Source organism: Pseudacidovorax sp. RU35E, from assembly GCF_900156165.1.
Lineage (GTDB): Bacteria > Pseudomonadota > Gammaproteobacteria > Burkholderiales > Burkholderiaceae_C > Xenophilus.
In genome coordinates this window covers 79,230-101,903 of the sequence record NZ_FTMY01000010.1, presented here as the reverse complement: position 1 = coordinate 101,903, position 22,674 = coordinate 79,230, and the positions used below count along the sequence as shown (strand labels likewise).

At 70.0% G+C, this 22,674-nt stretch carries 24 protein-coding genes and 1 pseudogene; 8 read left to right on the top strand and 17 right to left on the bottom strand.

The window, feature by feature from the left end; translation table 11 throughout:
• Window position 1 precedes the first annotated feature (1 nt).
• The 4 genes from BXA03_RS18605 to BXA03_RS27040 form a co-directional block, all read right to left on the bottom strand.
• The gene (locus BXA03_RS18605; RefSeq protein ID WP_076510605.1) at window positions 2-964 is read right to left on the bottom strand and encodes a Bug family tripartite tricarboxylate transporter substrate binding protein; all 963 of its coding nucleotides are present in this window, start codon (window positions 962-964) and stop codon (window positions 2-4) included.
• A 133-nt stretch (window positions 965-1,097) separates the two neighbouring features.
• Window positions 1,098-2,024, bottom strand: a complete 927-nt coding sequence (locus BXA03_RS18600; RefSeq protein ID WP_076510604.1) for a LysR family transcriptional regulator — start codon at window positions 2,022-2,024, stop codon at window positions 1,098-1,100.
• 92 nt (window positions 2,025-2,116) lie between these two features.
• Window positions 2,117-2,398 carry a hypothetical protein gene (locus tag BXA03_RS18595; RefSeq protein WP_076510602.1) on the bottom strand — a complete coding sequence of 94 codons (282 nt, stop codon included), beginning with the start codon at window positions 2,396-2,398 and terminating at the stop codon, window positions 2,117-2,119.
• Between the two features lie 982 nt (window positions 2,399-3,380).
• Window positions 3,381-3,554 carry a hypothetical protein gene (locus BXA03_RS27040; protein WP_200803401.1) on the bottom strand — a complete coding sequence of 58 codons (174 nt, stop codon included), beginning with the start codon at window positions 3,552-3,554 and terminating at the stop codon, window positions 3,381-3,383.
• Window positions 3,555-4,028: 474 nt separating this feature from the next.
• Here BXA03_RS27040 and BXA03_RS18590 point away from each other — a divergent pair, with 474 nt between their 5' ends.
• Window positions 4,029-4,640: a response regulator gene (locus tag BXA03_RS18590; protein WP_159444731.1), complete on the top strand. Its 612-nt coding sequence runs from the start codon at window positions 4,029-4,031 to the stop codon at window positions 4,638-4,640.
• Window positions 4,641-4,669: 29 nt separating this feature from the next.
• Here BXA03_RS18590 and BXA03_RS18585 read toward each other — a convergent pair whose 3' ends face one another.
• Window positions 4,670-4,966 (bottom strand): hypothetical protein, encoded by a 297-nt coding sequence (locus BXA03_RS18585; protein WP_143476364.1) that lies wholly within the window; start codon window positions 4,964-4,966, stop codon window positions 4,670-4,672.
• 14 nt (window positions 4,967-4,980) lie between these two features.
• Window positions 4,981-5,616, bottom strand: a complete 636-nt coding sequence (locus tag BXA03_RS18580) for a response regulator (protein WP_076510598.1) — start codon at window positions 5,614-5,616, stop codon at window positions 4,981-4,983.
• 361 nt (window positions 5,617-5,977) lie between these two features.
• On the opposite strand from BXA03_RS18580, the gene BXA03_RS18575 reads away from it, so the two are divergent.
• The 3 genes from BXA03_RS18575 to BXA03_RS18565 all read left to right on the top strand — a co-directional run bounded on the left by BXA03_RS18575 (window position 5,978) and on the right by BXA03_RS18565 (window position 10,203).
• Window positions 5,978-7,390, top strand: coding sequence for a sigma-54-dependent transcriptional regulator (locus BXA03_RS18575; RefSeq protein ID WP_076510596.1), 1,413 nt, complete (start codon window positions 5,978-5,980; stop codon window positions 7,388-7,390).
• Between the two features lie 53 nt (window positions 7,391-7,443).
• A complete protein-coding gene (locus tag BXA03_RS18570; protein ID WP_076510594.1) occupies window positions 7,444-9,831 on the top strand; it encodes a PAS domain S-box protein in 2,388 nt (795 codons plus the stop codon).
• Between the two features lie 141 nt (window positions 9,832-9,972).
• Window positions 9,973-10,203, top strand: coding sequence for a hypothetical protein (locus BXA03_RS18565; protein WP_234983739.1), 231 nt, complete (start codon window positions 9,973-9,975; stop codon window positions 10,201-10,203).
• Window positions 10,204-10,248: 45 nt separating this feature from the next.
• Here the strand turns inward: BXA03_RS18565 and BXA03_RS18560 are convergent, their stop codons facing one another.
• Window positions 10,249-10,590, bottom strand: coding sequence for a hypothetical protein (locus BXA03_RS18560; protein WP_076510590.1), 342 nt, complete (start codon window positions 10,588-10,590; stop codon window positions 10,249-10,251).
• Between the two features lie 29 nt (window positions 10,591-10,619).
• A complete protein-coding gene (locus tag BXA03_RS18555; RefSeq protein WP_076510588.1) occupies window positions 10,620-11,978 on the bottom strand; it encodes an omega-aminotransferase AptA in 1,359 nt (452 codons plus the stop codon).
• Window positions 11,979-12,205: 227 nt separating this feature from the next.
• Between BXA03_RS18555 and BXA03_RS18550 the strand changes: the two genes are divergently transcribed.
• Window positions 12,206-13,105: a LysR family transcriptional regulator gene (locus tag BXA03_RS18550; RefSeq protein WP_076510778.1), complete on the top strand. Its 900-nt coding sequence runs from the start codon at window positions 12,206-12,208 to the stop codon at window positions 13,103-13,105.
• 57 nt (window positions 13,106-13,162) lie between these two features.
• Here the strand turns inward: BXA03_RS18550 and BXA03_RS18545 are convergent, their stop codons facing one another.
• Both BXA03_RS18545 and BXA03_RS18540 read right to left on the bottom strand, forming a co-directional pair.
• Window positions 13,163-14,143: a Bug family tripartite tricarboxylate transporter substrate binding protein gene (locus BXA03_RS18545; protein WP_076510586.1), complete on the bottom strand. Its 981-nt coding sequence runs from the start codon at window positions 14,141-14,143 to the stop codon at window positions 13,163-13,165.
• Between the two features lie 112 nt (window positions 14,144-14,255).
• Window positions 14,256-15,047, bottom strand: coding sequence for a substrate-binding domain-containing protein (locus BXA03_RS18540; RefSeq protein ID WP_076510584.1), 792 nt, complete (start codon window positions 15,045-15,047; stop codon window positions 14,256-14,258).
• 85 nt (window positions 15,048-15,132) lie between these two features.
• On the opposite strand from BXA03_RS18540, the gene BXA03_RS18535 reads away from it, so the two are divergent.
• Window positions 15,133-16,128 carry a LysR family transcriptional regulator gene (locus BXA03_RS18535; protein WP_076510582.1) on the top strand — a complete coding sequence of 332 codons (996 nt, stop codon included), beginning with the start codon at window positions 15,133-15,135 and terminating at the stop codon, window positions 16,126-16,128.
• Here the strand turns inward: BXA03_RS18535 and BXA03_RS18530 are convergent.
• Both BXA03_RS18530 and BXA03_RS18525 read right to left on the bottom strand, forming a co-directional pair.
• Window positions 16,113-16,346 carry a hypothetical protein gene (locus tag BXA03_RS18530; protein WP_076510580.1) on the bottom strand — a complete coding sequence of 78 codons (234 nt, stop codon included), beginning with the start codon at window positions 16,344-16,346 and terminating at the stop codon, window positions 16,113-16,115. The two genes, BXA03_RS18535 and BXA03_RS18530, sit on opposite strands and share 16 nt — an antisense overlap.
• 265 nt (window positions 16,347-16,611) lie before the next feature.
• Window positions 16,612-17,535, bottom strand: a complete 924-nt coding sequence (locus BXA03_RS18525; RefSeq protein ID WP_083716175.1) for a M23 family metallopeptidase — start codon at window positions 17,533-17,535, stop codon at window positions 16,612-16,614.
• A gap of 96 nt (window positions 17,536-17,631) precedes the next feature.
• On the opposite strand from BXA03_RS18525, the gene pcp reads away from it, so the two are divergent.
• Both pcp and BXA03_RS18515 read left to right on the top strand, forming a co-directional pair.
• Window positions 17,632-18,288 (top strand): pyroglutamyl-peptidase I, encoded by a 657-nt coding sequence (pcp, locus tag BXA03_RS18520; protein ID WP_076510578.1) that lies wholly within the window; start codon window positions 17,632-17,634, stop codon window positions 18,286-18,288.
• A 103-nt stretch (window positions 18,289-18,391) separates the two neighbouring features.
• Window positions 18,392-19,984: a tannase/feruloyl esterase family alpha/beta hydrolase gene (locus BXA03_RS18515; RefSeq protein WP_076510576.1), complete on the top strand. Its 1,593-nt coding sequence runs from the start codon at window positions 18,392-18,394 to the stop codon at window positions 19,982-19,984.
• 22 nt (window positions 19,985-20,006) lie between these two features.
• Here the strand turns inward: BXA03_RS18515 and BXA03_RS26605 are convergent.
• The 5 genes and pseudogenes from BXA03_RS26605 to BXA03_RS18490 form a co-directional block, all read right to left on the bottom strand.
• A pseudogene (locus BXA03_RS26605) lies at window positions 20,007-20,102 on the bottom strand (CstA-like transporter-associated (seleno)protein); the annotation flags it as partial.
• Complete coding sequence (locus BXA03_RS18505) at window positions 20,075-20,716, bottom strand: pseudouridine synthase (RefSeq protein ID WP_083716174.1); 642 nt, start codon at window positions 20,714-20,716, stop codon at window positions 20,075-20,077. The gene BXA03_RS18505 and the pseudogene BXA03_RS26605, both read right to left, overlap by 28 nt.
• Before the next feature lie 100 nt (window positions 20,717-20,816).
• Window positions 20,817-21,527, bottom strand: a complete 711-nt coding sequence (locus BXA03_RS18500; protein ID WP_076510574.1) for a uracil-DNA glycosylase family protein — start codon at window positions 21,525-21,527, stop codon at window positions 20,817-20,819.
• 47 nt (window positions 21,528-21,574) lie between these two features.
• Window positions 21,575-21,982, bottom strand: coding sequence for a hypothetical protein (locus tag BXA03_RS18495; RefSeq protein WP_076510573.1), 408 nt, complete (start codon window positions 21,980-21,982; stop codon window positions 21,575-21,577).
• Window positions 21,975-22,595, bottom strand: a complete 621-nt coding sequence (locus BXA03_RS18490) for a transcriptional regulator (protein WP_076510571.1) — start codon at window positions 22,593-22,595, stop codon at window positions 21,975-21,977. The genes BXA03_RS18495 and BXA03_RS18490 overlap by 8 nt, the downstream gene beginning before the upstream one ends.
• Window positions 22,596-22,674 lie beyond the last annotated feature (79 nt).

Here is a 22,674-nt window from a genome sequence, read left to right as displayed (position 1 = left end):
TTCAGCCCATCTCGATGCCCAGCGGCGGCAGCAGGCGCCGGTAGCGGGCGATCTCGCCGTCGCTGTAGGCCTTGAAGGCATCCGGTCGCTGGCCGTCGGGCTCGCCACCGTTCTCGCGCAGGAAGGCAGCGAAGGCAGGCACGGCCAGCGCCTGGGTGAAGGTGCGGTGCAGCCCCTCGAGCAAGGGCGGCGGCAGGTGCGCCGGCGCCCAGACGCCGGTCCACGCGGGAATGTCCTGCACCGTCAGGCCCGCCTCCTCGAAGGTGCGCACGTCGGGCAGGGTCGGGGCGCGGGTGGGCCCCGAGATGCCCAGTGCCCGCAGCTGGCCGGCCTTGAGCTGGGCCGCCGCCACCGTGGGCGACAGGAAGGCGCAGTCCACGGTGCCGGCGATCAGGTCGGTCGTCGGCGTGCCCTTGAAGGGCACATGCAGCAGGTCCACGCCCACCCCGCGGCAGAACAGCACGCCCATCACATGGGTGGTGTTGCCGACGCCCGATGAGCCGAAGCTCAACCGCCCCGGGCGGGCGCGCGCTGCCGCGACGAAGTCCTCCAGTTGCCGGTAGGGCGAGTTGCTCGGGACGATCAGCGCGAAGCCGGAAGAGCGCAGCAGCCGGGTGACGGGCGTGAAGTCGGCGATGGGATCGAACGGCAGCTTTTTGACCAGCACCGCGTTGGTGGTGAAGCCGCCCGTGGTGTAGAGCACCGTGTTGCCGTCCGGCTTTGCCCGCGCCACCTCCAGTGCGCCCAGCACGCCCCCGGCGCCGCCCTTGTTGTCCACGATGACGGTCCGGCCACTGCTGCGGTTGATGGTGTCGGCCAGGCTGCGGGCCGTGATGTCGGTGCCGCTGCCGGCGCTGAAGGGCACGACGATGCGCAAGGGCGCGGAATCCTGTGCCCTGGCCAGGGGCGGGGCGAGCGAGGCGGCGGCTAGCGCGCGCAGCAGCGCGCGACGGTCGATGGGCATGGGTTGTCTCCTGTCGTTGGCGACCGGCACGTACGAGGTGCCGGCACGAGCGAAGACTAGGCGGGCCGCTGCTGTTCGTCCAAATGCATCTTCTGATTGGAGCCATAAGGCGCCGGCATCGCGGCGCGGGCGTTCAGCCGACGAGTTCGGCGTTGGGCCAGTGGCCTTCGCCTACGTGCGCTTCGATCACGGTGCGCACCACCTGCATCACGCACGCCGTGGCGCGGGAGGTCGGACGGTCTGCGGCACGGGCGATGACGCGGTGCAGATAGAGCCCCTCGATGGGCACCGCACGCAGCCGCCCTTCGGCGATGTCCTCTTTCACCGCCGCGGCGAAGTGCGCCGTCACGCCGACACCGGCCAGCACTAGGCGGCGCGCCACCTCGGCCGTCTCGACCTCGACCTGATGCGCCAGTTCGATGCGTGCTCTGGCGGCTGCCGCTTCGAGCTCGAGGCGCACGCCCGACTTCACGAGGCCGGTGAGCACGAGCGGCACGCCCGCGAGGTCCCGTATGCGCACACGTGAGCGCTTGAGCCGCGGGTCGTCGGCCTTGCCGATGAGGCAGATCTTTTCCTTGAGCAGCGCCACCATGTTGACGTTGCGGCGCTCGACGGGCTCGATCAGCAGAGCGATGTCCACGTCCCCCTCGGCCAGCATCGCCTGCAGCGAGGGCGCAAAGCCTTCGACGATGCGAAGCCGCACCTCGGGATACTGGGCCAGCACCGCGGTCGTGAGCAGCACCCCGAGTTGCTGGGCCAACCCGGGCGACAGACCGACGGCCACCGGCCCTCGGGGATCGCGCTGGCGTGCCAGCAGGTCGACCTTCATCTGCTCGGCGTAGCGCAGAAGGAAGAGCGAGCGCTCGAGCAGAAGCTCGGCCTCCTCCGTGGGGGCGGCGCCCCGGGCGTGGCGCTCGAAGAGCCGCACGCCCAGCTCTTCTTCAAGCAACTGAATCTGACGGCTCAATGCAGGCTGGGTGACATGCAGCACCCCGGCGGCCTTGCCGTAGTTCTTCTGCGTGGCCAGGGCGACGAAGTAGCGCAGCTGCCGGAGGTCCATCGCCGCATGCTAGTGCGCGTCAGGCCGTCGCTCCACAGGAGCAACCCGGGACGCGCAACCTGGGAACGCCCGGCCTCGCGGTGATGCCAGTGTCAACGTCCCGGAGGCGCCTGGCGGCCCGTGCGCGTCTTGCCGGGCCAGGGCGGGGGCTCGGTGTTGGGGTTGGGGCGCATCGATTCGCGCACGCCCCACGGGGCCGCGCCGTCGTGTTCGGCCGCCTCGGCGTTCTGGCGCTTGTCCATCATCCGCTCATGCGGTCCGGGTTTCACGGTGTCGCCATCGGGGTAGCCCTTGGCGGCGCCGAGGTTGCTGGCGGCGCCATCGGTCGTGGGGCGGGTGCCTTCGCCGCTGTCGGTGATGCGGGTGGTGCTCATGGTGCTCTCCTGTTGATGGATGAGCCGCCACCTTGGCGCGCTTCCCGGCATTCGCCTGTAGGCCAGGGAGCAGGCCGTCGTGCGCACTTGCAACGTGCCGGGTTTGCGGGACGCGTTGCGGGGATTCCTACTTCCGTGCAAAGCAGCGGACCACACCCAGGAGCGTCGATTCGAGGTCTTCTGTGGACGATCACCGCTCTTGAGGGCGGACCGACTCATCCACTCTTTCAGGACATGACCATGCAACCCAATGAAGACCGTCGCCGTGCGCCGCCTCAGGGTGTCGGTGAGGACCCGGCAAGGACGCTCGAGGGCGGTCAGCGGCCCGACAGCGACACGCCACCCCAACAGATCCCGATGCCGACCCCGCCTGTCGTGGGCGACCCGCGCCACCCGCCCACCACCCAGCTCGACCAGGAAGCATCGCCAGCGGGAGATCGCGGGGAGGGTGCCCATCGACACGCGGAAGATCTGCGGCAGGTGAGCGGCGTTCCTGGCGGCGACAGGACGCCATCAGGCGAACCCCACAGCCCACTGACGCAGCCGGCTGCGGAGCCGTCGTCCCGCAACGGCCGGCCCGACTGAGCACGGGAGCGGCGCCGCATCGCGGGGCGCCCCAGTCGCCCGGCGGCAGTTGCCTCAGGGTTTCTTGGCAGGCCGGGGTGCCTGATTGGTCTCGGTCGTCCGATTGCCGCTCTCTGCTCCCTTCGGGCCCCCAAGGCCACCGGGCTGTCCCACCCCGATCTCGCGCCCATGACCACTGCTTGAGTCCGGTTGGTCAGGGTTGGTGCGTCGGCCCTCCTCACGTGTCGTGGGAGCCGCGCTTTGCGGCGGACGGCTGGCCGGTGGGGCTATGGCCCGACCGGTGGTGCCGGGAGACTCGCTGCCCTGCGGATTGCCACGGGGATTGCCGGAGCCCTGCGCAGCGGCGGGAAGACCGATTGCCAGCGCGCTTGTGAAGACCGCGACGGCGGTCCATCGGTCAATGGACACCACGGCTCTGGCGCTGTTGCTTTTGATTGCTGCCACCGACATGGTCCTCGCGATCATGTCGGCTTTCCGGTGTGCGACGGGCTTCGTTGCGCGGCGTCGGCGGCTGCCTGCCCTGTGCGTTGTGCTCGGTATGGCCCGGACGGCCATTCTGTGAATTCGACATGCGTTGCTCCTTGTGTTCGTGGGACAAGCCGGCGCTCCGACTCCCCGGAATGGGGCAGGCCAGTTGCGGCACCGACGGCTTCAGCCTAGAAGCGCATCGGCAGCGCCATGTCGGACGAGGACCGTGCTGCCGTCGGAAGGCGCGGCCAGCGCGCGAACCCAAATGCACGCGCGATGGCGCGCATGACCAACTCCTCGTTGTGTTCGAGGCCTATCTCGACTCGCCGCCCGGCAAGGCTTGCCGCAACAGTTACGGAAACCTCCGGCCGGGCTTGTCGTGCATCCCCATCCAGATGGCGGTTTCTGCTCTCAACTTCGCGCTTCTGGACGAACAGTCGGGTCCGTCTCGGCGGCACGGGAGTTGCCTTCATCAATGTTCATGCAGAGTTCCATTCCTTCGGCCTCCGCGCCTGTCTCCGGCTTTTCCCCGACAGCCCGTTCCATTCGCTTCCCGGCGCCGGTCCGTCTCGGGGTGGTGGACGATCACCCCGTCGTGCGCAGTGGCCTGCGGGCCCTGTTCGCGGCGGAGGACGACCTACAGATGGTCTGGGAATGCGACCGGGCCCGAGGACTGGCGCGCGAGCTGATCGCGCAGCAGCTGGACGTGCTGATCCTGGATCTGGTGATCCCCGGCTCCAACGTGCTCGACGAGGTGGTTCGTCTGCGCATGCAGGCGCCGGACGTGGGCCTGGTGGTCTACACCGGCTTTGCCGCGGAGCAGTACGCCTGCACGCTGGTGCGTGAGGGCGTGCGCGCGCTGGTCGACAAGGAAAGCGACCCCACGGAGCTGCTGCATGCCGTGAGGGCCGTGTCGCGCGGCGAGCGTTACATGTCGCCCACCATGGCCAACCTGCTGCTGGAGCATTGCGTGCCTGCCGACGGATGCCGCGAAGAGCCGCTCACGCGGCGCGAACTGCAGGTGCTGCTCAAGCTGGCCCAGGGTTGCGACCTGCAGCAGGCCGCGCAGTCGCTGTGCCTGTCGGTGAAGACGGTGGGTGGCTATCGCACGCGCATCCTGGAGAAGCTCGGCCTGCGCTCCAACGGCGAGATGACGCTCTACGCCGTGCGGCACCAGTTGATGGAGTGAGGGGCGCCTGCGCGCCTCATCGGGCCACTTCAGCCTGGCGGGTCCGAACGCCCGTGCGCGAGGAGGGCGAGTCGGGCACGAAAGGCCGCGAAAAGGTCATTGAGCTTGCGCACCTGGCGGCCGATCACGCCGCGGGCCTCTTCCTGAAGGGCCGGGTCGTCCGTGGCGCCCAGCAACTCGGTGGCTGCCGCAAGCGCGCTCAGGGGCGAACGCGCGTCGTGGTCGAACTCGCGCAGCAGGGCCTGCTGCGGCGAATCCGGCGCGTTCGCTCCCCCCGGCGCCGGCGGGGCGCGGTGCGAAGCAGGGGGCGGGATCGGTTTGTCCATGGCGTCGTCTTCCGTCATCGCAGCAGGCGACGCTTGGTGGCGTAGTAGGTCAACTCGCTGTTCGAGTGGAGGTCCATCTTGGCCATGATGCGCGCCTTGTGCGTGCTGATGGTCTTGGCGGACACGCACAGGGCGTCGGCGATATGGGCCGGACTGTCACCCTGCGCCAGTTTCAGGAAGATCTGGAACTCGCGCGGCGTGAGAGAGTGGTGTGGCGCCGCCTCGCTGGTCTGCGTGCTCGAGCGCTGGGCGAGCACGCCCGCCATGTCCGACGTGATGTAGCGCCGGCCGGCATGCAGCGCACGCACGGCGGCCAGCACCTCGTCCGGGTCGCAGTCCTTGCCCAGGTAGGCCCGGGCGCCGTCGCGCAGCAGTGCGGGACCGTAGTGCTCCGCCGGGTAGCCGGTGTAGACCAGCACGGCCACGCCCGAGGCACGCTCGCGCAGGCTGGTCATGAGGTCGAGCGCGCTGTAGCCCGGCATCATCAGATCCATGATGAGGACGTGGGGCCGCACGTCCAGCGCGAGGGCGCGCGTCTCCCGGCCGTCGCGGGCTTCGCCGACCACCGTCATGTCGTCGCAGGTGGACAGCAATGCACGCAGGCCAGAGCGCACCACCGGATGGTCGTCGGCGATGCCGACCCGGATCATGCGCACGCCCCCTGGCGCACGGTGCGGCGCAGCCCGGCAGGGGACTCGCCATCGAGGAGAAGGGGGTGAAGGGCACTTGCGGCCCGGGAAGCGCGGGCCATGCCGCTGGCGGTCGATCTTGAAAGTCTCACCTTCCCTACAGCGCAACGGACGTGCCACGGCCAAACTCGTGCAGAGCTAGAACTTTAGTACTCCAAAGACGCTCGCGCGCCGCACCGACAGGTATGCATTGCCGTAATTTCTGCTCTCGTCCGACAGCACTACCCGTCCAGCTGGGATAGCGTCGAGCCCGGCGTGGGCATGTGCGCCTCGCACAGGAGGCCGGACGGCCGGCTGCAGAACAGAACACCCGAGGAGTGGAATGGGACGAGCACTGATCGTCGAGGACGATGAGGACGTGGCACGCATGCTGGCCGCGCTGGTGGCGCGGGAGGGCCATCGCGTCTCCACCTGCGGCACCCTGGCGGATGCCCATCGCGCCCTGGCCGTTTCGCCACCCGACCTGATGATGCTCGACGTCCATCTGCCCGACGGCAGCGGCTTCGAACTGCTCGAGGCGGCCCAGGCCAGCAGCCACGACATCGAGGTGGTGCTGATCACCGGGCAGGCCAGCCTCGAGACTTCGATCCGCGCGCTGCGCCTGGGCGCCGCCGACTACCTGGTCAAGCCTGTACAGCCGCAGCAGCTGCGGCATCTGCTGTCGCGGCTGATGCGGCCCTCGCGTCTGCGCGCCGAAGTGGCCGAACTGACCGAGGCCTGGCGCGAGACGGGCCGCTTCGGCGCGTTGATCGGCCGCTCCGAGCCGATGCAGAGCGTGTACCTGCAGATCGCCCGCGTCGCGGGCTCGGCGGCCACGGTGTTCATCCAGGGCGAGAGCGGCACCGGCAAGGAACTGGTCGCCCGCGCCGTCCATGACCTCAGCCGCCGTCGCGAGCAGCCCTTCCTTGCGGTCAACTGCGGTGCACTGTCGCCGCATCTGATCGAGAGCGAGATCTTCGGCCACGAGCGCGGCGCCTTCACCGGCGCCGAGCGCCAGCATCGCGGCTTCTTCGAGCGGGCCCATGGCGGCACGCTGTTCCTCGACGAAGTCACCGAAATGCCGGCCGAACTGCAGGTCAAGCTGCTGCGGGTGCTGGAGTCGGGCACCTTCATGCGGGTGGGCTCCACCGAAGTCCAGCAGACCGACGTGCGCATCATCGCGGCCACCAACCGCGACCCGCATGCAGCGGTGCGTGCAGGCGTGCTGCGCGAGGACCTGCTGTACCGACTCAACGTCTTTCCGATCGTCCTGCCGCCGCTGCGCGCGCGCGGCGACGACGTGGAACTGCTGGCCCTGCACTTCGCCCAGCAGTTGCGAGTGCAGGAGGGCCTGACCCGTCGCTTCACGCCCGAGGCGCTGCGCAAGCTGCGCGCCTACCACTGGCCCGGCAACGTGCGGCAACTGCGCAATGCCGTCCAGCGCGCCTGGGTGATGAGCGTGGACGGCTGGATGTCCGACGAATGGATGCCACCCGGCGCGGCCGATTCCTCGGCGGAGCTGGCCGCGGCCTCTGCGCCCATGCCGCTGGAGCCGCTTGCGCCTGCGCCGGCTGCCCAGGCCGCCCTGACGCCGGGCTGGATCTCGGTGCCGGTGGGCACCACGCTGGCCGAGATCGAGCGGCAGGCCATCATGGCCACCTACCTGCACTGCGAGCGCCACAAGGAGCGCGCGGCCGCGGTGCTCGGGATCAGCCTCAAGACGCTCTACAACCGCCTCAAGGCTTACAGCCTCTGAGCCTGCATGGGGGCAGGCTCGGTCGGACCGACCCATCCACCGAGAGGATCCGCATGGACGATCACGCCCGCTCCGACGCCCGTCCGCCCGCCCCGCCAACCGCGGGCGGCGACGCCCATGCCGCTGCGGCGGCCGGAGTGGCGGCGGGCCGCGTGAGCGCGCTGGAGCGCGAAATCGAGGCGCTGCGGCAGAGCAACGGTCAACTGCTCAACCTGCTCGACGCCACGGCCATCGCGACCGTTTTCCTGGACCGCGATCTGCGGGTGGTGCGCTACACACCCGCCGCCTGCGCCCTGTTCCGCTTCATCCCTGGCGATCTGGGGCGGCCGCTGTCCGACCTGGCCACGCCGCTGCGCTATGCCGGCCTCATGGACGACGCCGCGCACGTGCTGCGGCACCTGGGTGCGGTGGAGCGCGAGGTGGAGGCCGGTGCCAGCACGTGGTACCTGGCGCGTGTGTTGCCGCACCGTACCGGCGAAGGCGAGGTGGCCGGCGTGGTGCTGACCTTCGTGGACATCAGTGAGCTGCGTCTGGCGCAACGGGCGCTGCGCGAGTCCGAGGCCCGCTTCGGCGCCATCGTCAACCATGCGTCGGTGGGCGTGCTGCAGGCCGACGAGTCGGGCCGCATCTTCTTCGTCAACCGCCACTACGCGCGCATGCTGGGCTACGACGAGGGCGAACTCGTGGGCACCCTGATGATGGACCTGATCCATCCCGGCGATCGCGCCCCCAGCATGGAGCGCACCGAGCGGCTGCTGCGCGATCGCCAGCCCTTCCAGATCGAGAAGCGCTGCCTGCGCAAGGACGGCTCGGTGCTGTGGATGCACAACAGCGTCGGCCTGCTCGATGCCGCCGGCGACGAGCGGCCATCGCTGGTCGTCGTCAGCACCGACATCGGCGAGCGGCGCCGCGCCGAGGATGCGCTGCGTGCAAGCGAGGAGCGGCTGCGCCTGATCGTGGAGAACGCCGTCGAGTACGCCATCTTCTCGACCGACCTGCAGGCGCGCATCACCGGATGGAACACCGGCGCCGAGCGCCTGCTGGGCTACTCGGAGCCCGAGGTGGTCGGCCGCTTCGCCGACCTGGTCTTCACCGATGAGGACCGCGCCGCGGGCGCGCCGCGGCTGGAGCTGCAGGCAGCGCTGCGCGAAGGCCACGCCATGGACGACCGCTGGCATGTCCGCAAGGACGGCTCGCGCTTCTGGGCCAGCGGCGCGCTCATGCCCATGCGCGGGCCCGACGGCCTGGTGGGCTTCGTCAAGATCCTGCGCGACCAGAGCCAGCAGCGCGCCGCGCAGCAGGCGCTGGAGGCCGCCAACCGCAGCAAGGACCGCTTCCTGGCCGTGCTGTCCCACGAACTGCGCAATCCGCTGGCATCGATTCACGCCGCGGGCACCGCGTTGGCCGAGCCGGACCTGCCCGCGCCCGAACGCGGCCGTGTCATCGACATCGTGCGGAGGCAGACCCAGACGATGAAGGTGCTGCTCGACGACCTCCTGGACGTCTCCAGCCTGCGCCTGGGCCGCATGAACCTGCGCAAGCGCTGGGTGCCGGTTCGTGTGCTGGTCGAGGCCGCGGTGGAGGCCACGCGTCACGGCGTGGACGAGGCGGCGCATGCGCTCGCCGTCGCGGTGCCGGAGCCGGAGTTGCAGGTCTTCGTCGACCCCGTGCGCATGAGCCAGGTGCTGTCGAACCTGCTGACCAACGCCGTCAAGTACACGCCCGACGGCGGACGCATCGCGCTCGATGTCTCGCAGCAGGGCGCGGAGATCGTCTTCGGCGTCAGCGACAACGGCATCGGCATGGAGGCCGGGGTGGTCGAATCGATGTTCGAGATGTTCGCGCAGCGGCCGTCGGAACTGCGGCCCGGCGCGGGCGGCCTGGGCATCGGCCTCGCGCTGGTGCGCAGCATCGTCGAGCTGCACGGCGGGCGGGTCAGCGGCGACAGCCGCGGGCCGGGCAAGGGCTCGCGCTTCATCGTGGCCGTGCCCATCGGCGGGCTGCCTGGCGAGGTGCGTCCCGATCCGCAGCTTGCCGCAACGCCTGCCGACGACGCCGCTCAAGCGGCGCGCCCGTTGCGGGTGCTGCTGGTGGACGACAACGCCGACGCGGTCTGGCCCATCGCCCGGCTGCTCGGGCTGCGGGGCTTCGACACGCAGGTCGCGCTGTCGGGCAGCGAGGCGCTGACGCAGGTGGTCCATGCGCCACCGGATGTGCTGGTGCTGGACATCGGCATGCCGTCGCCCGACGGCTACGAAGTGGCGCGTGCGGTCAAGGCCATGCCCGATGCACAGGCCGTGCGACTGATCGCCGCCACGGGCTGGGGCCAGCCGGACGACGTCGAGCGCACACGGCGCGCGGGCTTCGACGCCCATCTGGTCAAGCCGCTGGACCTCGACGAACTGGTGGCGGCGCTGCGGCGCCTGTGCCCTGTCCCCTGACCCGGCTGCCGGGCCCTGGCCGGGCGCCGACACGGCAGGCCGTCCCGTTCCCACGCACAGACCCCGTCCCGCCACGCACGATGCTGCCATCGGCCGCCGGTGCTGCGCGCTGCAAGGAACTGCTGGATGGATTGGATCGGAATGCTTCAGTGGCCCGCGTTCGCGGCGTCGGTGCTCTCTGCCTGGCTCGTGGCCTCGAACAACAAGCGGCGACGCAACACCGGCTTCGGGATCTTCCTGGCCAGCAACGTGATGTGGGCGGCCTGGGGTCTGCACACGCAGGCCTGGGCGCTGATCTCGCTGCAGGTCTGCTTGGCCGTGATGAACGTGCGCGGGCTGCGCAAGACCGAGACGAACGGCAACAAGGGCTGAAAAAAAAAGGGGCTGCGGCGGGCCCCCTCTCGACAGCTGCGACCTTCAGCGGGGTGGGGCGGAAGCTTCGATGAACTGCAGTTCGACCGCCGGCTCGCCTTGGCGTACGCCGAGCGACTGGTTGGCGGCTTCGCGGGCGCAGAGCAGCACGTCGATGGCCAGGTCCTCGGCTTCGCTCAGAGGCGCGTCGCCGTCGGCACCGGACTGCTCCCAGTCGGCCAGCTTTTCCATGGCCTGCCAGGCGAATTGCGGCGCCACCCGTGTCACACGAAAGACATCATGTGCGGCCTCCAGCGCCGTGCTGTGCTGGGCCAGCGTGCCATCGGGCACGAGGACCTGCATCATCACGGCGGGGCGGGTGGCGGCGTCAGTGCTTCGGGCGTCCATCCCCGTATTGAAGCACGAGCGGCTGAACGTCAGGCGACTTCCTGCAACGCCTCGCCCACGGCGTTGATCAGGCGGTCGATCTCGGCACGTTCGGTGATGAAGGGCGGCGCCAGCTGGATGGTGTCGGCGCCGTAGCGCACGTAGAAGCCTTTCTTCCAGCAGGCCATGGCGATTTCGTAGGGCCGCTTGGCCGGCTCGCCGGGCACCGGGGCGATGGTGATGCCGGCGGCCAGACCGAAGTTGCGGATGTCGGCCACATGCTTGGCGCCCTTGAGGCTGTGCACCGCGGTCTCGAAGTAGGGTGCCAGCGCCTTCACGCGGCCGGGGCCGTCCTCGGCGATCAGCAGGTCCAGTGCGGCGATGCCGGCGGCGCAGGCCACCGGGTGGGCCGAGTAGGTGTAGCCGTGCGGGAACTCGACCAGGTAGTCCGGGCCGCCGGCGGCCATGAAGGTGTCGTAGATCTCCTTGGTGGCCACCACGCCGCCCAGCGGCTGCACGCCGTTGGTCACCTGCTTGGCGAAGTTCAGGATGTCCGGCGTCACGCCGAAGGCCTCGGCGCCGGTCATGGCACCGGCACGGCCGAAGCCGGTGATGACCTCGTCGAAGATCAGCAGGATGTTGTTCTGCGTGCAGATCTCGCGCAGACGCTGCAGGTAGCCCACCGGCGGGATCACCACGCCGGCCGACCCGGAGAAGGGCTCGACGATCACTGCGGCGATGTTCGACGCGTCGTGCAGGGCGATCACGTCCAGCAGGCGGTTGGCGAGTTCCACGCCGCCGACTTCGGGCATGCCCTTGGCGAAGGTACCCATGGCGGGCTGGGTGTGGGGCAGGTGGTCGGCCTCGACGCCCTGGCCGAAGGTCTTGCGGTTGCCGCCGATGCCGCCCACGGAGATGCCGCCGAAGTTGACGCCGTGGTAGCCCTTCTCGCGGCCGATCAGGCGGGTCTTGCTGGCTTGGCCCTTGGCGCGCCAGTAGGCGCGGGCCAGCTTGAGCGAGGTGTCGGCCGACTCGGAGCCGGAGTCGGTGAAGAAGACATAGTCCAGGCCCTTTGGCATCAGGTCCTTGACCTTGTTGGCCAGTTCGAACGACAGCGGGTGTCCGAACTGGAAGGCCGGCGAATAGTCCAGCGTGGCCACCTGGCGGGCCACGGCCTCGCTGATCTCGTTGCGGCAGTGGCCGAGGCCCGTGCACCACAGGCCCGACAGACCGTCGAAGATCCTGCGGCCGTCGGCGTCGGTGAAGTAGGCGCCCTTGCCGCTCACGATGATGCGCGGGTCGGCCTTGAACTGCCGGTTGCCCGTGAAAGGCATCCAGTGGGCTTCGAGCCAGGCGGCGTCGGTGCGCACGGCGGGGGCCGAGACGTGGGATTCGAGGATGGAGCTCATGGCGGCGGTGGGAAAAGTCCGGGGATGGTCATGATTGTGGCGATGCCGATACTGGCGAAAATGGACATTCATCACTGTTCACTTGACGATCCATGCAAGCAAGAAAGCCGCGTGCCGCCGCTCCCGCTGCAGCGGTGCCGCCTGTGACGAGGGGCAAGGCGAAGCCGGCCGCGGCCGCGGAAGAGGCCCGCCCGCGAGGCCGCGCCGTGCTCGGCCAGGTCAGCGACATGGACCTGCGCCTGCTGCGGGTGTTCAAGGCGGTGGTCGACTGTGGTGGCATGACGGCGGCGGAGCTGGAGCTGAACATCGGCACCTCCACCGTCAGCCGCCACGTGAAGGACCTGGAAACGCGCCTGGGCCTGACGCTGTGCCGGCGCGGGCGCACCGGCTTCGCCCTCACGCCCGAGGGGCAGAAGGTCTACGAGCAGACGCTGGGCCTGCTGGCGGCGGTGGACACCTTCCGTGGCGGCATCGACGAGATCCACGGCCGCATGGGCGGCGAGCTGGAGGTGGCGCTGTTCGATAAGACGGCCAGCAACCCGCAGGCCCGAATCGGGGAGGCGATGGCGCGCTTTGCCGAGCGCGCGCCCAGTGTGTCGCTGAACGTGCATGTGGCCTCGCTCAACGCCATCGAGCGCGGCGTGATCGACGGCCGCTTCCATGTGGGCGTGGTGCCGGCGCACCGGGCTTCGCAGAGCCTGGCCTATGCCGACCTGTTTGGCGAAACCATGCAGCTCTACGCCGGCCGTGGCCATCCACTCTTCGAGGCCGACACCGACGCGCTGGACTGGGCCGACCTGCGCCGCCATGCCTTTGCCGGCCTGGGCTACCACTCGCCCAACATGGAGCTGAGCCACCGCGCACGTCTGACCCGGCGCGCCACCGGCTACGACCAGGAGGCCATCGCGCTGCTGCTGCTGTCGGGGCGCTATCTGGGCTTCCTGCCCGACCACTACGCGGCCGGCTTCGAGCGCGAAGGCCGGCTGCGGGCGCTGGCGCCGCAGCGCCTGGTCTACGACTGCCGCTTCGTCGGCGTGTGGCGCCGCTCGCCGCAGCCGGCGCGGGCCACGGCGCTGTTCGCGCAGTGCCTGCAGGAAGCGCACGCGGCAGCGGCCTTGACCCAATGAAAAAAGCCGGCAACAGGGCCGGCTTGCGTGGGGTCCGGGGCGGGTCCGGGCAGTCGCTTATTCGGGCTTGACGCCCGCGCTGCGCAGGCTGTCGCCCCAGCGCTGGGTCTCGCGCTGCACGAAGCTGCGCACTTCGGCGGGCGTCATGTTGCCGGCCGTCACGCCCTGCTCGGCGAAGCGGGTCTTGACCTCGGGGTTGGCCAGCGCGGTGCGCAGTTCCTTCTGCATGCGCTCCTGCACGGCGGCGGGCGTGTTGTGCGGGGCCATGAGCGCGAACCAGGTCGTCATCTCGTAGCCCGGCACGCCGGCTTCGGCCAGGGGCGGCAGATTGGGGAAGATGGGCGAGCGGGTGGCCGAGGTCACGGCCAGGGCCCGCACCTTGTCGGCCTTGATGTGCGGCGAGGCCGAGGGGCTGGTCTCCAGCGCCATCTGGATGTTGCCGGCCAGCAGGTCGGCCATCATCGGCGCGCCGCCCTTGTAGGGCACGTGCGTGATGTCGGTCTTGGTGATGGCGCGGAACAGCTCGCCGGCCAGGTGCTCGGTGCTGCCGGGGCCGGCCGAACCGTAGTTGAGCTTGCCCGGGTTGGCCTTGGCATAGGCGATCAGCTCGGGTACGGTCTTGGCCGGCACCGACGGGTTGACGATCAGCACGTTGGGCGTGGTGCCGATCAGGCCGATGGGGTCGAAATCGCGGCCGAAGTCGTAGGGCAGGCTCTTGTAGAGCGCCGGTGCCACGGCATGGGCGATGGCGGCCATCAGGAAGGTGTTGCCGTCCGGCGTGGCGCGGGCGGCGATGCCGGCGCCCAGGGTGCCGCCGGCGCCCCCGCGGTTGTCCACCACCACCGGCACGCCGAGCTGGGTCGACAGCTTCTGGCCCACGATGCGGGCCAGGATGTCGTTGGTGCCGCCGGCCGCGAAAGGCACGATCAGGGTGATCGGCTTGGAAGGCCAGTCGGCCGCCGCGGCGATGCCGGCAGCGCCGGTGAGGGTGGAAAAGGCCAGGGCGCTCAGCACGGCGCGGCGGGAGATCGATCGCATGGTCGGCGGGTCCGGAAAAGAAAGGAGAGAGGAAAGAAAAAAGCGCCGGCGCAGGTGCGCGCGGCGCGGGCCCGACCGCCGGGAGCGGCGGCCGGCCACAGGGGGCGCTCGCTCAGCGCGTGCCGCCCTTGGTCATCGGCACCAGGCCGGTCGAGCGGATCACTTCCGCGTTCTCGGGCGTGGCCAGGAAACGCAGGAAGCGCGTGGCTTCGTCGCGGCGCGGGCTGCTGGCGACGACGGCGGCGGAGAACTCGGTCACGTACTGCACGTCGGCCGGCAGGTCGCCCACGATGTCGATGCCATGCACCGGCAGCAGTTCGCTGCGCTGCTGGCAGCCGAAGTCGGCTTCCTTGGACGCGATGATCTCGCCCACCGGCGTGGCCGGGATCTTGCGGCCCTTGCCGCGCATCTGCTCGGCGATGCCCAGCTTGGGCAGCATCTCGCGCTCGATGTATTCGCCGCTGGCGCTGTCGGACCAGGCCACCGAGCGGGCATTCAGCAGCGTCTGGCGCAGCTTGTCGACGGTGCTGATGTCGGGGCGCGGCGCCCCCTGCGGCACGGCGCAGGCGATGGTGGAATCGGCCAGCACGACCTTGGAGCCCGGCACCAGCTGGCCGGTGGCCATCAGCTTGTCGAGCGCATCGCCGACCATGATGACCACGTCGATGGGTTCCTTGCGGTCCAGACGCTGGGGAATGGCGTTCTTGGTGGCGCCCATCGACGGGCCCCACTGCGAGTCGACCTCATGGTCGGGCTGCTTCTGCCACTCGGCCACCAGCTTCTTGTAGGCCGCAGCGAAGCCGCCCGAGGACACGATGGTCAGGGGCTGGGCCAGGGCGTTGGCGGTGAAGGCGAGGAAAAGGGCGGCGCAGGCGAAGCCTCGCTTCAGGCTTGTCTCGGTCATGTTCTTGGAGGATGTGTTGAAACCGGGCCGAATCCTCCGCGCCCCGCGTTGTTACGACAAGTGCAACGTTCAATACACTTGTTGCATGCCACGCATCAATTTCGATCTCCAACAGTTGCAGGCCTTCGTTGCGGTGGCCGACCGCAGCGGGTTCCGGGCCGCTGCCGAAGACCTGCACCTTTCGCCCGCCGCGCTCAGCCGCCGTGTAGACCGGCTGGAGCAACTGCTGGGCGCGCGTCTGTTCGAGCGGACGACGCGCGAGGTGAGGCTGACCCGGGTGGGAGAGTCCTTCCTGTCGCGCGCCCGATTCGCTCTGGACGACCTGGAGGCCGCGGTGCTGGGCGTGCATGAGATCGCGGCGCGCCATGCGGGCCGCATTTCCATCGCCTGTGTGCCCACCGTGGCAACGGCGCGGATGCCTGAGCTGATCGATGGCTTCAGTCGCCGCATGCCGCAGGTGCGGGTCAGGCTGATGGACGGTGGCATGGACGAGGTCGCCGCGGCCGTGCGCACCGGCGAAGCCGATTTCGGCGTGGGCTTCAGCGGCGTGACGGACGCGGCGCTGGGCTTCGAACCCCTGCTGGAAGAGCGCTATGTGCTGGCCGTGCGGCGGGACCATCCGCTTGCACGCAAGCGGTCATTGGCACTGGCGATGTTCGCGGCGGAGCGGTGGGTGACGGTGGCACGCACCAGCGGCAATCGACGCCTGCTGGATGCAGGGCTGGGTGCGGATCAACGCCCACCGCGGGCCTGGCTGGAAGTGGGCCATGTGAGCGCCCTGCTCGCCATGGTCGAGGCGGGCCTGGGGGTGGGCTTGGTGCCGGAATTGGCCCTCGACCCCCGCGACGCGGTGCTCAAGGGGCTGCAATTGGCCGATGTGGCCTTGACGCGGCAGATGGGGATCCTGACGTTGGCGGGCGCGACGCCGACGCCATTGGCCCAGCGGTTCCTGGACCATTTGCGCGAGGCCTGGGTCGCTCCCGCGGTGCAGCCTGACCAGGTGCGCCCAGACGGCGCTGGGTCGGGGCAAGCGGCACGTCGCCCCCGTCCCCGCGCCTCTAAGTTTCAGGCTGACGACTGACCCTCCGCGTCCGGACGGATCTTTCCGGCTTCGACATACTGGTCGTACTGCAGGCGCGGCATGGCCGTGGTGCCCACGGTGCCGGGCTCGGCCTCCCAGGACATCGTGACGCTGTCTTCGGCCTCCACGATTTCGACCCGGCCTTCCGGAATCTCGATGGGCGCGCCGTCGCCGGGCGTGTAGGTGACATGGCCTTGGATGGTGGCAAATCGGGGCATTCGTTTCTCCTCAAACGATGGTTCGGACGGGCCTTCCACTGCGACCCGCCTCGCTGAGGATTGCACCAGCGGCAAGGCCGACCGGCGTGTCGGACGGCGGCGCATGCTGCGGCGCGGCACGGGCGAATTCGAGCTGTCGGCCCGGGGCGGCCCTCCGCTGCCACCCGCGCAGATCATTCGCGCGACACCTCGCCTGGCCGAGGGGAGGGCGCAGTTCGTTGCCCTGGCCGATGCCAACCACGCCTACTGCTTCGGCCAACTCGCGTCAGGCCTCGATGAACAGGGCGGGATCCACCATCGTGCGGTTCAGCATCACGCCCCAGTGCAGATGCGGCCCGGTCACGCGGCCGGTGGCGCCGACGGCGCAGAAGGCGTCGCCCGTGGCCAGACGGTCGCCCACCTTCGCGTCGATGCGGCTGAGGTGGCAGTACATGCTCAGCAGCCCGCCGCCATGGTCGAGCCACACGGTGCCGCCGTTGAAGAAGTAGTCGCCCGTGTCGATCACGGTGCCCGGCACAGGCGCCCGAACGGGCGTGCCGGTGGCCGCGGCGATGTCCATGCCGCTGTGTGGATTGCGCGCCTGGCCATTGAACACGCGGCGCAGCCCGAATGAACTGGAGCGGCGGCCGGGCACGGGCACCGCCATTGCCAGTTCGGCGGGCACGGGGTCGCTGAAGGTGGCCATCACACCGGCCTGATGGTCGCGCTCGCGTTCGTAGCGAGCCTGGTCCGCGGCGGAAAGGTCCACCGTCTTGGGCGCCACGGTGAGCCGCTGCTCGGCATATCGCTTCGGCGCGATCGCATAGGCGATGCGGTGCGCCTCGCCCGCGGTGCCGACCTGCACCTCGGCTTCGCCGGGGCTGGCGGCCAGGGGGATGCCGACCACGGCCGTCCATTCGATGGGGTCGCCCACCACCAGCACCGGCAGGCCTGCCGCGGTGCGGACCGCGGGCCGCCGGTTGGCCGGCCCGAGCGCCAGGCGCGCCACGCCGCCCGGGACCTGGAGGGCACGAGGCCACACGCCGGGTGCGGTGGGAGAAGGCGTCGGGGAGGGCTGCCGAGGTGCTGCGTGAACCGCGGAGGGAAGCAGGGCGCCCGCCGCCAGCGCGGCAAGAAAGCCGCGCCGGTCGGCTAGGCCGTCAGAGGCCGGCGTGCTGCGGAGAAGGAAAGGAGAGGGAGATTCAGGCATCGGTGATGGATCATCTTCGAACCGCAATGTTCGCAGCCCCGGTGCGATCTGCCCTGCGTGGCTATCCTTTCGCCGCAGCGCTGAAGGAATCCCGTCATGTCCCGCATCCTCCTCACCGGCTTCGAAGCCTTCGATCGCGACACGGTCAATCCGTCGTGGGAGGTGGCCCGCGCGCTCGATGGCTGGGCGTGCGGCGGCGCCACGGTGCAGGCGGTCCAGCTGCCCTGCGTGTTCGGTGCCGCGCTGGCCCGCCTGGACGAGGCGCTGGCGCAGGGCGCGGTGCCACGCCTGGTGGTCGGCCTGGGGCTGGCCAGTGGCCGCGCCGAGATCACGCCCGAGCGCGTCGCCATCAATGTGGACGACGCGCGCATCCCCGACAACGCCGGCCGCCAGCCGGTCGATGCGCCGGTGGCTGCGGGCGGGCCGGCGGCCTACTTCTCCAGCCTGCCCATCAAGGCCATCGTGCATGGGCTGCGGTCTGCGGGCCTGCCGGCCTCGGTCTCCAACAGCGCGGGCACCTTCGTCTGCAACCATGCCTTCTACGGGTTGATGCACCGACTGGCCACGCAGCCCGTACTGGCCCGCACGCGTGGCGGCTTCGTGCATGTGCCCGCGCTGCCGGAACAGGCCGCACGCGCGCCGGGCATGCCCTGCCTGCCGCTGGAAACGCAGGTACAGGCCATGCGCCTGCTGCTGCGCACGGCGCTGGCGGTGGAGCGGGACATCGTGGAAGCCGGCGGCGCGCTCCACTGAACCCGGCTGGCGTGGTGGCCCGTCGTGCCCGGAACAGCCCCGTGGTCCCGGGCCCGCGGCGGCACCCCATACTCCCGCCACCCTGAACAACGAGGAGACACGCATGCATCCGCTCACCCTTCGCACCACTGCCCTGTGTCTGGCGGCCCTCGGCGCCGGTGCTCACGCGCAGAACGTCGGCAGCTTCCGCGATTCCGCCCAGTCTGCGTCGCGCTATGCCGAAGCCAGCCTTCCGGCCACCGGCGACTGTGCGCGGCTCGGCCAGCAGGTGAGCTCGGTCGAGGGCACGCGGCTGACCGTGCTCAGCGCGACCGCCACGCCCGCGGCCAACGGCGTACCGGACTTCTGCCGCATCGTCGCCATGCTCGACCCCGAGGTGCTGGTCGAGGTGGCGTTGCCCATGCGCTGGAACGGCCGGCTGTACATGCGTGGCAACGGCGGCTATGCCGGCGAGCGCATCGACGCACCCAGCCGCGTGGCACTGCGCGACGAGGCGCTCAAGCGCGGCTTCGTCGCCGCCCAGACCAACACCGGCCACGATGCCGTGGCGCAGCCGCTCGGCAGCTTCGCGCAGAACGACCTGGCCAAGTTGGTCGACTACAGCTTCCGCGCCGTGCACCTGACGGCACAGGCCTCCAAGGACCTGGCCGCCGCCTTCTACGGCCGCAAGCCGGCCAAGTCGTACTTCGATGGCTGCTCCACCGGTGGGCGGCAGGGCCTGATGTCGGCCCAGCGCTATCCGGCCGACTTCGACGGCATCGCCGCGGGCGCGCCGGTGCTCAACTTCACCGGCACGATGTACGACTATGTGTCGTACGCGCCGCTGATCGCCAAGGCCGGCTTCACCGGCGCGCAGCTGTCGCAGATCGGCCGCGCCATCGTCGCCAAGTGCGATGCGGTGGACGGCCTGAAGGATGGTGTGATCGCCGATCCGCGCCGCTGCGTCATCGATCCGAGGGCGGACTTCCCGGACCTGAGCGAGGCGCAGGTCGCCGCGCTGGAGGCGGTGCACCGGGACATGCAGCACAAGGGCAAGAGCGTGTTCCCGGCCTGGCCCTGGGGTTCGGAGGCGCCCGACGCCAGCGGCATCAGCGGCTGGGCGGAATGGTTCGTCTCGATGCCGCGCGCCCCGGCCGCCACTGCTGGCGCGCAGGCCCTGCCGCCTGGCGAGACCCGCCAGAGCGCCTATGCCCAGACCTTCCTGCGCTACTTCGCCGACCAGCCCGCCAGCCGGCCCGATGCCGACTGGCGCACCTTCGACCTGGACCAGGGCTTCCGCGCCACCAGCTTCATCAGCACGCTGGTGGATGCGCGCAACCCTGACCTGAGCGCCTTCGCGGCCCGTGGCGGCAAGATGATCACCTACCACGGCTGGGCCGACCCGGCCCTCAATCCGATGATGAGCGTGGGCTACCACGAGGAGGCGGCGCGCGCCATGCCCAAGCTGGACGACAGCTACCGCGTGTTCATGGTGCCCGGCATGCAGCACTGCAACGGCGGCGACTCGCCGAACGTGCTCGATGCGGTGACGGCCGTGATCGACTGGACCGAGACGGGCCGCGCGCCCGCCGCGCTGCTGGCCACCCAGCGCCGCGCCGACGGCAGCGAACGCAGCCGGCCCGTGTGCGCCTATCCAAAGGTGGCGCAGTACCTGGGCGGCGATGCCGACAAGGCGGCCAGCTTCGCCTGCCGGTGAGCGCTGGCCAGGGCGCCGCTGCTCAGCAGCAGCGCCCCTTGCCTGCGCCGTAGCGCGCCTCCAGCCGCTCGCGGGAGAATTCCTCGTAGCTCATCGGCGCCCGGTCCGGATGGGTCTGCTCCCTGGCGTGGGTGCAGCAGTTCGGGGCGGTCGGGGCACCGGCGCATCGAGCACCGGCGGCACCTCCAGCGCCTCCCAGGTGCCGGTCGCCAGCCCCTCGAGCACGAAGGGGCCGATGGCGACGCGGATCAGCCGCAGCGTCGGCAGGCCCACCGCCGCCGTCATCCGCCGCACCTGCCGGTTGCGGCCCTCGCGGATGGCTAGCTCGATCCAGTCGGTGGGAATGTTCTTGCGCTCGCGGATCGGGGGCTCGCGCGGTGACAACTGCGGCGGCGGATCGAGCCGGCGCGCGCGCGCTGGCAGCGTGGGCCCATCGTTGAGCACGACACCGTGGCGCAGCTGCGCCAGCGCCTCGTCGGTGCACAGGCCCTCCACCTGCACCCAGTAGGTCTTCTCCATCTTGTGCCGCGGGTCGGCGATGCGGGCCTGCAGCGGGCCGTCGCGGGTCAGCAGCAACAGGCCCTCGCTGTCGGCATCGAGCCGGCCGGCGGCATGCACGCCGGGCAGGTCGATAAAGTCCTTGAGCCCGCGCCAGCGCCCCTCGGGTGTGAACTGGCTCAGCACGCCGTAGGGTTTGTGGAAGCGGATGAGGCGGGGGGACGGCGCAGTCATGGACGGCGTCGAGCATAGCCCCGCCCTGAAGTCCGGTCGCCGCCATGGCGCAATCGTCCGCAGCCTTCCTCGCGGCGAAGCGCATTGAGGCGCGGGGGCGTCAGCTCAAGTGCCGCAGGCGTGCATCCATCAGCGCCGAAAAGCGCGCGAACCACACCGCATTGGCCGGCGATGGATGCGGCAGCGGCGCGAGCGTGACGGGGTGCGTGACGCCGCCGTGCGCGTAGCCGACTTCCAGCGTGCGGCCATAGCGTTCGTCGCCCAGCGCCCAGAAGTCGTCGAGGGCCGCATTCACCTCGGCTGGTTGCCCGATGCCGAACCAGAAGAAGGCCTCGCGGCCCAGCGCGATCACGGTGCGCCGGCCATCGCGGCCCTGCCACAGGTCGATGAGCAGCTCGGCCATCAGCGGACGGAAGCGCCGCTTGACCGCCATCGACCAGGCTTTGTTGCCCACCGGCTTGTAGGGCGCGGTGTTGAGCCAGAACACGCCCGATCCGGCCTCGATGGATTCCGCAAAGTCCGGCGCCGGTGCGTCCGGCCCGTGCCGTTGGCGGTGCAGCGCCGCCCGTACCAGTTGCCCGCCCTTGCCCAGGAAGGGCTGCCCCTGCTGCGCCTCCGTGCGCCCCGGGTCGCGGCCGAAGATGCACAGCGCCGCGTCCCGCGGCCCCAGCCCGATGACCGGATCGCGCCAGTCGCGGCCGGCGGATTCATAGGCCTCGCGGTCGATGCCGGGCAGGTCCTGCGCCAAGCGGCGGAAGGCGGCGTGCTGGGCGGCTGAAAGGCCCGAAAGCCTGGATGGCTCGTGCTTCATGGGTTCGACGTGAATCGGACGAAGGCGTGTTCCATGCCGCAGTGGGTTCATTCACCCAGCGCGTCTGCCACTGCGCGGGTCGCCTGCACCAGGGCCTCGACCAAATTTGCATCGACGTCGAGCAGTCCCTCGTATTCGCCAAGGTTGCGGGTGTTGTGGCACTTGTCGAGCACGCGCCAAACCTCGGGACCCAAGCCGAGCGTGTGCGGCAGCACCTGGAACACGATGTAGCGATGGCTTGCGCGATACCCCTTGCGGCGCAGCGCTGCGAGACACAAGGCATGTGCCGCGTTGTAGGCCAGATCGAAGCGGCTCTCGATCGACAGCGCCGTGTTGCCCGCGTCCTTCAGCCGGGCCATTCCGCTGCGCAGCAAACCGGCGGTTTCCGCTGCGTCTGGCGCTTCTGCACGCAGCGCCTTGCCCGGCCCGGCGAGGTTGTCGAGCGGGTCAGCCATCGAGCGCCTCGTCGCTGCCGATCAGCCAGAGCTTGGGCTGACCGAGTACGCGGGTCACGAAGGCGTTGTCCTGCGCGCGCCGCCGCGCAAGATCACCGGGTGTGTAGAGCGTGGGGTTCACGGTGCGGCCGAGCGTGGCCGTGGCGCTTTCCAACGCGCCGAACAACTCCCCATACCCGAGGCTCGCGCTCACCACCAACACGTCGATGTCGCTGTGAGTCGTGTCCTGCTGGTTGGCCACGGAGCCGAACACGAAAGCTGCCCGAATTTGGGACGCGAGCGGCAGCAATGCGGTGCGCAGGACCTCGACCAAACCCGAAGTCTTGAGCACCAGACCGCGCAACTCGGCAAACACGGGCGAATCGGCATTGGCCTGGTAGTGCTTCTGGTTGCCCTGACGCGTCACCGTCAACAGGCCCGCTTGCGACAGGTCCGCCAGTTCGCGCTGCACTGCGCCGCTGCCCGATCCGGCCAGCGAGATCACCTCGTTGGCGTAGAAGCTGCGTGCCGGATTCCCGAACAGGACGGCGAGCACACGTTGGCGGACCTTGGGAAACAGGGCGTCGGCCAAGCTGACGCTGGCAGGCGGCACGGTCGTGTGCGGAATGCCCATAATGGGTTTGATCATACCCAATATGGGATTGATGATCGAATCGCGCGGCCCAGGATGTCAGTAACGATCAGTGGCAGCG

Bases quoted from the DNA above. Each gene is read 5' to 3' on its own strand.
- BXA03_RS18555 (WP_076510588.1), bottom strand. From the start codon at position 11,978: ATGAGCTCCATCCTCGAATCCCACGTCTCGGCCCCCGCCGTGCGCACC.
- BXA03_RS18550 (WP_076510778.1), top strand. From the start codon at position 12,206: ATGGACCTGCGCCTGCTGCGGGTGTTCAAGGCGGTGGTCGACTGTGGT.
- BXA03_RS18535 (WP_076510582.1), top strand. From the start codon at position 15,133: ATGCCACGCATCAATTTCGATCTCCAACAGTTGCAGGCCTTCGTTGCG.
- BXA03_RS18595 (WP_076510602.1), bottom strand. From the start codon at position 2,398: ATGAGCACCACCCGCATCACCGACAGCGGCGAAGGCACCCGCCCCACG.
- BXA03_RS18605 (WP_076510605.1), bottom strand. From the start codon at position 964: ATGCCCATCGACCGTCGCGCGCTGCTGCGCGCGCTAGCCGCCGCCTCG.
- BXA03_RS18515 (WP_076510576.1), top strand. From the start codon at position 18,392: ATGCATCCGCTCACCCTTCGCACCACTGCCCTGTGTCTGGCGGCCCTC.
- BXA03_RS18565 (WP_234983739.1), top strand. From the start codon at position 9,973: ATGCTTCAGTGGCCCGCGTTCGCGGCGTCGGTGCTCTCTGCCTGGCTC.
- BXA03_RS18530 (WP_076510580.1), bottom strand. From the start codon at position 16,346: ATGCCCCGATTTGCCACCATCCAAGGCCATGTCACCTACACGCCCGGC.
- BXA03_RS18545 (WP_076510586.1), bottom strand. From the start codon at position 14,143: ATGCGATCGATCTCCCGCCGCGCCGTGCTGAGCGCCCTGGCCTTTTCC.
- BXA03_RS18495 (WP_076510573.1), bottom strand. From the start codon at position 21,982: ATGGCTGACCCGCTCGACAACCTCGCCGGGCCGGGCAAGGCGCTGCGT.
- BXA03_RS18525 (WP_083716175.1), bottom strand. From the start codon at position 17,535: ATGCCTGAATCTCCCTCTCCTTTCCTTCTCCGCAGCACGCCGGCCTCT.
- BXA03_RS18540 (WP_076510584.1), bottom strand. From the start codon at position 15,047: ATGACCGAGACAAGCCTGAAGCGAGGCTTCGCCTGCGCCGCCCTTTTC.
- BXA03_RS18600 (WP_076510604.1), bottom strand. From the start codon at position 2,024: ATGGACCTCCGGCAGCTGCGCTACTTCGTCGCCCTGGCCACGCAGAAG.
- BXA03_RS18585 (WP_143476364.1), bottom strand. From the start codon at position 4,966: ATGGACAAACCGATCCCGCCCCCTGCTTCGCACCGCGCCCCGCCGGCG.
- BXA03_RS18490 (WP_076510571.1), bottom strand. From the start codon at position 22,595: ATGGGCATTCCGCACACGACCGTGCCGCCTGCCAGCGTCAGCTTGGCC.
- BXA03_RS18575 (WP_076510596.1), top strand. From the start codon at position 5,978: ATGGGACGAGCACTGATCGTCGAGGACGATGAGGACGTGGCACGCATG.
- BXA03_RS18505 (WP_083716174.1), bottom strand. From the start codon at position 20,716: ATGACTGCGCCGTCCCCCCGCCTCATCCGCTTCCACAAACCCTACGGC.
- BXA03_RS18500 (WP_076510574.1), bottom strand. From the start codon at position 21,527: ATGAAGCACGAGCCATCCAGGCTTTCGGGCCTTTCAGCCGCCCAGCAC.
- BXA03_RS18580 (WP_076510598.1), bottom strand. From the start codon at position 5,616: ATGATCCGGGTCGGCATCGCCGACGACCATCCGGTGGTGCGCTCTGGC.
- pcp (WP_076510578.1), top strand. From the start codon at position 17,632: ATGTCCCGCATCCTCCTCACCGGCTTCGAAGCCTTCGATCGCGACACG.
- BXA03_RS27040 (WP_200803401.1), bottom strand. From the start codon at position 3,554: ATGTCGAATTCACAGAATGGCCGTCCGGGCCATACCGAGCACAACGCA.
- BXA03_RS18570 (WP_076510594.1), top strand. From the start codon at position 7,444: ATGGACGATCACGCCCGCTCCGACGCCCGTCCGCCCGCCCCGCCAACC.
- BXA03_RS18560 (WP_076510590.1), bottom strand. From the start codon at position 10,590: ATGGACGCCCGAAGCACTGACGCCGCCACCCGCCCCGCCGTGATGATG.